2 protein-coding genes are annotated in these 7,987 nt (G+C 68.2%); one reads left to right on the top strand and one right to left on the bottom strand.

From position 1 onward, the window contains the following. Positions 1-287 precede the first annotated feature (287 nt). Positions 288-6,689: a non-ribosomal peptide synthetase gene (locus tag KVG96_RS08575; RefSeq protein ID WP_217891614.1), complete on the bottom strand. Its 6,402-nt coding sequence runs from the start codon at positions 6,687-6,689 to the stop codon at positions 288-290. A gap of 475 nt (positions 6,690-7,164) precedes the next feature. Here KVG96_RS08575 and KVG96_RS08570 point away from each other — a divergent pair, with 475 nt between their 5' ends. Further along, positions 7,165-7,959 (top strand): helix-turn-helix transcriptional regulator, encoded by a 795-nt coding sequence (locus KVG96_RS08570; protein WP_217891613.1) that lies wholly within the window; start codon positions 7,165-7,167, stop codon positions 7,957-7,959. The last annotated feature ends 28 nt before the right edge of the window (positions 7,960-7,987 follow it).

Here is a 7,987-nt window from a genome sequence, read left to right as displayed (position 1 = left end):
GAGGTAACCTGCTGTAATTTCGGGAAAAGAAGCGCGCAGCATCGAGTCCGTGCCCGCTGCGCACAGCCTGGAAAAGCTAAAACATCGGGCCCCGTGGGGCTGACATGGGAAGCGGGGACAATCCCCTGTGGCGAGGGAGCTCGCTCCCGCTGGACGGCGAAGCAGGCCCCTGCGCGCTCAAGACGCACAGAAAGGGCCGCTGCGCGCCCCAGCGGGAGCAAGCTCCCTCGCCACAGTTGCGCTCACCACCGGTTCCTCACCAAGGGCTCCCTTGCCACTGGTTCAGGTCAGAGCCGCCGTTTGCGGTCGAGCACCGGGATGGTGGTCTGCGGGATGTCCACCTGCCGGGCCTGGCCTTGGGTGTGCGCCGCCAGGGCCGCCAGTGTCGGCTGGCTGAACAGCGTGCGCGCGTCCACGTGCAGCCCGGCCTGGCGCATGCGCGCCACCAGGCTCACCGCCAGCAGCGAATGGCCGCCGAGCTCGAAGAAGTGGTCGTCGCGCCCGACCTGCTCCAACCCGAGCACCTCGGCCCAGATCTGCGCCAGGCGGATCTCCACCTCGCCCTGCGGCGCTTCGTAGCGGCGGCTGAGCACCGCTTCCGCCCCCGGTGCGGGCAAGGCCTTGCGGTCGACCTTGTCGTTGGGGGTCAGGGGCAAGGCGTCCAGCCTCACATAGGCCCCCGGCGCCATGAACTCGGGCAGACGCTCCAGCACATGGGCGCGCAAGGCCTCGATGGCCGGCGCCGCGAAACCCTCGCGCACGGTGAAGTACGCCACCAGCCGCTCGTCGCGCACCGTCACCACCGCTTCGCGCACCGCCGGGTGTTCGGTCAGCCGCGCCTCGATCTCGCCCGGTTCCAGACGCAGGCCGCGCAGCTTGATCTGGAAGTCGTTGCGCCCGAGGAATTCCAGTTGGCCGTCTGCGCGGTAGCGCACCAGGTCGCCGGTGCGGTAGAGCCGGTCCCCCGGCACGAACGGGCTGTCGATGAAGCGCTCGGCCTGCATCTGCGCAAGCCCCAGGTAGCCCCGCGCAACGCCGACGCCGCCGATGTGCAACTGGCCGCTGACGCCCATCGGCACCGGTTGGTCGTGGGCATCGAGGACGTACAGACGGGTGTTGCTCAAGGCCTTGCCGATGGGGATCGCGCCCTCCGGCAGCGGCTCGTGGGGCTCCAGTGTCCAGCCGGTGCTGTCCACCGTGGTTTCGGTCGGGCCGTATACGTTGTGCAGGCGTACCCACGGCAGGCGTCGGCGCACGGCGCGGGCCAGCGCGGCGGTCAGTTCCCCGCCGCCGTTGAGCACGTCGGTGAGGCGGGTGCACTGGCTGACGTCGTCCTGTTCGATGAACTGCTGCAGCAACGCCGGCACGAACTTGACCACGGTGATGCCCTGCTCGCGGATCGCCTGCGTCACATAGGCCGAATCGCGGTTGCCGTCGGGCCGCGCCAGCACCAGGCGCAGGCCTGCGCACAGCGGCCAGAAGATCTCCCACACCGAACTGTCGAAGCTGAACGGCGCCTTCTGCAACAGCGCGCCCTGCTCCGTCGGCGGGCTGATCCGCGAGCCCCAGTGCACCATGTTGCACAGACTGCGGTGCTCGACCATCACCCCCTTCGGCGTACCGGTGGAGCCAGAGGTGTAGATCATGTACGCCAGGTTCGACGCACTCAGGCCCGGCACCGCCAGGTCGCCGGCCGGCGCGTCCTGCCAGTCGCCGCGGTCGATCTCGATCAGCGGCACGCCGGGCTCGCCGAGCAGTTGCCGGGTTGCCCCGTGCACCAGCAGCGCCACCGGTTCGCTGTCCTGCAGCATGTAGTGCAGGCGCTCCAGCGGGTAGTCCGGATCCAGCGGCACGTAGGCGCCGCCGGCCTTGAGAATGGCGAGCAGGCCGATCACCAGTTCCAGGCTGCGCTCGACGCAGATCGCCACCCGCGCGTCCGGCTGCACGCCCTGCCCGCGCAGGTGATGGGCGAGGCGGTTGGCCCGTTCGTTGAGCTCGCGGTAGGTGAGTGACTGCCCTTCGAACTGCAACGCGACGGCCTCTGGTTTGCGCCGCACCTGCGCCTCGAACAGGACATGGGCGGGCTGTTCGAGCGGACAATCCACTTCCGTGGCATTGAGCCCGACCAGCAGTTGCTCGAGCTCTGCCGGCGGCAACACCGACAGTCGGTTCACGGCCAGTTGCGGGCTCTGCTCCAGGGCCTCGACCAGCGCCGTCAATGCGGTCTGCACGTAACCGCCGATCCGCTGCGCGCCGATGCCCGCCACGGCACGGGTGGTCAAGCGCATGCCGTCGCCCAGGTCATCGACGCTGAGGGTCATCGGGTAGTTGGTGCGCTCTTCGTTGGCCAGGGTCTCGATGCCCTGCCACGCCTGAACGGCAGACGCGTCTTGCGTGCGCTCGTCCGTGTGCCGGTAGTTGAGCAGCGCACTGAACAGCGGCGACGGCGACGCCACCCCGCTGCAGCGCTGGGCCAGCGCCAGCGACGCATGCTCATGCCCCAGCAGCGCCGTCAGCCGGGCATGGGTCGCCTGCACGGCGGCGCGCACGCCCAGGTCCACGTCCACCCGCAACGGCAGCGAGTTGATGAACACCCCCAGCGCCCGGTCGGCGCCCTCGCCGCCCTGCATCCGGCCCATCAGCACGGTGCCGAACACCACCCGCTCCTGCCCGGAGGTCGCCGCCAACACCCGCGCCCACGTCAGGTGCAGCAGGCTCGCCACGCTCACGCCCAGTTGCCGGGCCTGCGCGCGCAGGCGAAGGTCCAAGTCCGCCGGCAACGGCCGCCGGGCCTCTTCGATGCCGCGTCCGTCGCCCTGCACGTTCTGCAATCCGAAGGGCAGCGTCGGCTCGTCGATGTCGCCGAGCATCTCGCGGAAGAACGCTTCGTGCTCTTCCTCGCTGACGCCCAACCGGGTCTGGGCCACATAGTTGCGGTACGGCACCGCCGGCGCCGTAGGCTCGCTCAGGCCCAGCAGGCTGGCCTGCATTTCTTCGCGCATCACCTCCAGCGCGATGTGGTCCATGGCCAGGTGATGGAACAGCAGGGTCGCGACGATCCGCCCATGGGCCGGATCCTGTGCGTAGACCAGGCGGACCAAGGGCGCCTGGCTGATGTCGAGACGGTAACGGCGGGCATCGAAGCGCTCGTGCAACTGCGCCAGGACGTCGCCCTGTGCCGGATCCGTGAACACTTCCTCCACCGGCAGCTCAGCGCTGCGCCACACCACCTGCACCGCAGCGTCCAGCCCTTCCCAAAGCACCGCCGTGCGCAGGATGTCGTGGCGCGCCATGACCCGGCGCAGCGCCTGCGCGAAGGCGTCGAGGCGTTCAGCGTCATCGAACGCCAGCCACGATTGCAGCAGGTACGGATCGCCCTGCTGCGCCGTGATGTGGTGATAGAGGATGCCTTCCTGCAACGGCGCCAGCGGGTAGATGTCCTGCACGTTGGCCGCGCCGCCCGGCACCGTGGCGACGATCCTGTCGAGGGCCGCCTGGTCCAGCCGCACCAGCGTCAGCAGGTCCGGCGTGAGGTGCGTGCAGCCAGGCTCAATGCGGTTGGGCGGCACCTCGACCTCGCGGCCGCTGCCCACCGCCGCGGCCAGGGCCGCCAGGGTCGGTTGGCCGAACAGCACGCGTACGTCGCTGCTCAGGCCGGCCTGGCGCATGCGTTCGATCAGCCCCACCGCCAACAGCGAGTGCCCGCCCAATTCGAAGAAGTGGTCGTGGCGCCCCACCCGCTCCACTTGCAGCACCTCGGCCCACAGCTGCGCGAGCAAGGTTTCCACCTCGCCCGACGGCGCTTCGTATTCACGGCGAACCTGGGCCTCCGGCCCCGGGTCCGGCAAGGCCTTGCGGTCCAGCTTGCCGTTGGCGGTCAGCGGCAGCGCCTCCAGACGCACATAGGCCCCCGGCAGCAGCGTGCCCGGCAGACGGGCCTTGAGGTGTTCGTGCAGCTCGCGGATGTCCAGCGCCCGGCCCTCGGTGAACCAGGCCAGCAACTGGCCGTCGCGCACCTGCACCACGGCCTCGCGCACGGCGTCGTGGCTGAGCAGCGCCGCCTCGATCTCGCCGGGCTCGATGCGCACGCCGCGCAACTTGACCTGATCGTCGTTGCGCCCCAGGTATTCGAGGGTGCCGTCGTTGCGCCAGCGGGCGAGGTCGCCGGTGCGGTACATCCGCCCGTCGGCGAACGGGTTGTCGAGGAAACGTTCGGCCGTGAGTTCGGGCCGGTTCAGGTAGCCACGGGCGACGCCCGCGCCGCCGACATACAGTTCTCCGGCGACGCCGACCGGCACCGGGCGCTGCTGTTCGTCGAGCACGTGCACGGTGCCGTTGGCGATCGGTTTGCCGATGTGCAGCGCCTGCCCCGCCACGACCCGCCCGGAGGTGGCGACCACCGTGGCTTCGGTCGGGCCGTAGTTGTTGATCACCTCGAACGTCTGCTCGCGGTCGAACCGGCGCAGGCGGTCGCCGCCGATCAGCAGCGTGCGCAAGGTCGGGTGGCCGAGCTGGCGGCTGAACGCATATTCGGCGACCGGCGTCGGCAGGAAACTCACATCCAAAGGTTGCGCGCGCCACCAGGCCAGCAGCGCATCGATGTCTTCGCCCTCCTCCTGCACCGGAGCCAGGTGCAGGGTCGCGCCCACGCACAGCGCCGGCCAGACCTCCCAGGCCATGGCATCGAAACCGAACCCGGCCAGGCTCGACGCATGGCTGCCGGCGCGCACGCCGAAGGCCTCGCAATGCCAGTCGATCAGGTTCGACAGCGTGCGGTGCTCGACCATCACGCCCTTGGGCAGGCCGGTGGAGCCGGAGGTGTAGATCACGTAGGCCAGGTGCCGGTCGGTGAGCGCCGGCACCTCGGGCCTGGCCGGATTCATCGGCCAGCGGCGCCGGTCGAGTTCGATCACCGGCACGGCCCCGCTCGGCAGGCGTTCGCGCAGATCGCTCTGGGTCAGCACCGCCACGGGGGCGCTGTCCTCCAGCAGGTAGCGCAAGCGTTCGGCCGGGTGCGCCGGATCCACCGGCACATACCCGGCGCCCGCCTTGAGGATGGCCAACAGGCCCACCAGGGTGTCCAGCCCGCGCCGGGCCACCACCGCCACCCGGTCGTCGGGACGCACGCCGAGGCCGATCAAGTGGTGCGCCAAGCCATTGGCCTGCCCGTCGAGATCGGCGTAGGTCATCGGCCTGCCTTCATGGATGGCCGCCAGGGCCTGCGGGCGCTGCGCCGCCTGCGCCTCGAAGCGCCGGTGCACGGGCTGGCCCTGCCGGAAGTCGGTGCGGGTATTGTTCCAGCGCTGCAGCAACGCCGCTTCGGCCGGGGTGCCCAGGCTGAAATCGGCCACCGCCAGGCCGGCGTCCTCCAGCCCTTGCTCCAGCACCCACAGCAGGCGCTCGGCCAGGGCCTTGATGTCGTCGGCATCGAAATAGGCTTCGTTGTACACCAGGTACAGGCTGTCCTTTTCGTTGCTGCGGTTGCTGAGCAAATGAACCGACAGCGGCGTGCCTTCCTCGTGGTTCGAGACCTTGACCACCTCCCCTCGGGCCTCGCCGTAGCGGTACTCGTGGATGTCCTGCTCATAGGAGACCGTCAGCTCGAACAGCTGCGAGCGGTCCTCACGCAGCAGGCCCAGCGCCCGGTTCATTTCGCTGAGGGGAAAGCGCTGATGGCGGAAGTCCTGTTTCAGCTCATCGCGGATCGCCACGATCAACTGACTGAACGACAGCTCGCGGCCGAAGCCCATGCGCACCGCGCTGACCTGGGTGAACAGGCCGAGGGTGGACTTGAAGCGGGCGCCGGAGCGGTTGAGCAGCGGCACCCCCACCACCCATTCGTCGCGCTGGGCGGTGCGGCTGAAATAGACGTGCATCGCCGCCAGCAGCACATGGAAGGCCGACGCGCCGAATTCCCGCGCCACCTGTTTCATGCGCTCGTGCAGGCTGACCGGGAACGGCTGGGAAAAGATCCGGCTCGGCGCCGCGGCCGGCCCGTGGCGTTCTTGATGACGGGGCAGCAACAGGCGCTCGGGCACGTGGCGGTACTTGTCCAGCCAATAGGCACGGTCTTGCTCGTACCGCGCACTGCCGTGGTAGCGCGCATCATCAAGGATGAAGTCGACGTAGGACGGCGCCTCCCGGGGTGGCTGGTCGCCGCTTGCCAGTGCGTTGTAGATCTCGTCCAGCGACTTGAGCATCTCGCCGAACCCCCAGCCGTCGGTGATCAGGTGGTGGGCCAGGATCGACAGCCAGTGCCGCTGACGGTCGAGCCGTATCAGCAGGAAGCGGAACAGCGGCCCGCCGTCCAGCGTGAAGGGCTGCTCGATGCGTTCCTGGATCAACGCCCGCGCCGCCGCTTCAGGGTCGGGATGGCTGGAGAAGTCATGCAGCGGCATCGGCGCCGGCAGCGACCGCGCAAAGCGCTGCAGCGGCATGCCCTGCTCGCCCGCCCCCGGCAGCAGCACGGTGCGCACGGCGTCGTGGCGGGCCACCAGGCGTTCGAGCGCCGCCTGCATCAGCTCAGGCTCCAGCGGGCCGCTCAGGTCGACATAGCCGCCGATGTTGTACAGCGGCGAATCGCCCTGACGCAGTTGATCGAGCCAGATGTCACTCTGGGCGGCGGTCAGCGCAAAGGTTTCGGCGGTCGCGGACAGTCCGTCCGCCGCATCGGCAGCAAATGAGTTCATAAGATCCTTCTCATGTGATTGTGCCGGTATTCAAGCATCGGCCCCGGAACCGGCATGACACGTGAAACCCGGACACCCGGGCCGGGCGCCGCGTCTGCCGTTCACGCCGGGCAGCGAGGAGGACTCAGCTACCTCGCCTCACGTTCCGAAAGGAATGGCTGAAAGTCTTGTAGGACAATTGCCATACCTGCGGCCCGCTCTGGATCCCGCTCTGCCGGTCAATCTCGCCGACTCCCCCGATTTACTGCCCCCGTGATTAACCGTTCAGTCACCGGGGCGATTTTCGGGGCCGATTTCGCGTAGGAAACGTGGGCGCACCAATTCAGAAAAGATGGCAATTTGTGTCCCCGCTTTCCCTTACAGACGCAAGACAAACCCATAGGCTTAAATCCCGGCTCAAGGAGAAACGGGACTTGCAGGGGCGTGTGCACGGCAGACGATTCGGTAAAGGCGTGACGACAAGGATGACAAAGATATGAATCTGACCGGCAGTATCCGCAACACGGAAAACCCGCATTTCTACTGGCAACTGGGTGAACTGATCGCCAGCACCGGCGACGAACGGTTCGCCACCAACCTGTTCCAGTTGGTCGATACCCTGGTGCCGGTCAACCGGGTCGACCTGAGCGAATGGACGCTGGACGAGCGCCAGGCCAGCGTGGTCGAGGTCAAGGCGCTGGGCAGTGCCGGCCAGCCGCAGACGTTCCCGCCCCCGGATCCCCTGCAGCGGCCGGACGACCATCCGTTGCTGCAGAAAATGATCGAGATGAACGACTCGCTGCTGATCCAGCTCAAAGCCTCGCTCCAGCACCGCCACCCGCATTTGGGTGTCCATCAATGCAATCTGGTGTCGCGCAACTCCAACCGCCGCTGCGTCATTTCGTTCTACCGTCCGCAAACGCAACGGGTGTTTTCCCTGCCGGAGCTGTCGTTCCTCAAGAGCCTGTCCGACACCCTGCTGCCGCTGATCGAGCGCCACGCCCAGCTCAGCCGGCAGACCATCGCCCGACACCCGCGACCGCCCGTGGCCGATCAGGACCAGGCGCCGTTGCAGCAGGTGTTCGAGGAGCGCCTGACCCTCAGCGAAATCAACCTGTCGGTGCGGGAAAAGGAAGTCTGCCTGGGCCTGCTGACCGGCGGCACCGTGCCGCAACTGGCCGAGCGGCTTCGGGTGAAGAACAGCTCCGTCGAGACCTACCTCAAACGCGCGACGGCCAAGCTTGGCGTCAGCGGGCGGCACGGTCTGGCGAAATGGATGGCCGGCGCCTGATCCGGCGGTCGGTTCACATAGGGCCCCT

This window comes from Pseudomonas ekonensis, assembly GCF_019145435.1.
GTDB classification, from domain to species: domain Bacteria; phylum Pseudomonadota; class Gammaproteobacteria; order Pseudomonadales; family Pseudomonadaceae; genus Aquipseudomonas; species Aquipseudomonas ekonensis.
The sequence above is the reverse complement of the archived record's forward strand: the minus strand, read 5'-3'. Positions and strand labels throughout refer to the sequence as shown.